This window comes from Psychrobacter proteolyticus (assembly GCF_038155145.1).
Lineage (GTDB): Bacteria > Pseudomonadota > Gammaproteobacteria > Pseudomonadales > Moraxellaceae > Psychrobacter > Psychrobacter proteolyticus_B.
Genome location: NZ_JBAKAY010000148.1, coordinates 1 through 219, shown reverse-complemented (window position 1 = coordinate 219; position 219 = coordinate 1). Strand labels below are relative to the sequence as shown.

General features: G+C 41.1%; 1 protein-coding gene. It reads left to right on the top strand.

The window, feature by feature from the left end; genetic code table 11:
• On the top strand, positions 1–219 hold a 219-nt coding region (locus V6252_RS13305; protein ID WP_341610754.1), incomplete at both ends, for a S1 RNA-binding domain-containing protein.

The window sequence follows — 219 nt, the reverse complement described above, 5'->3', positions numbered from 1 at the left end:
GTTGATAACGGCATCGCTCAAACCTTGATGTCACGTGAGAAAGCTAAACGTGTTGAAACTTGGAACTTCCTTCAAAAAATCGCTGATAACGATGAAATCGTTAAAGGTATTATCTCAAGCAAAGATAAAGGCGGTTACACTGTAGATATCGGTTCAGTACGCGAGTACTTACCAGGTTCATTCGTAGATGTACGTCCTATCCGTGATACAACGCATCTT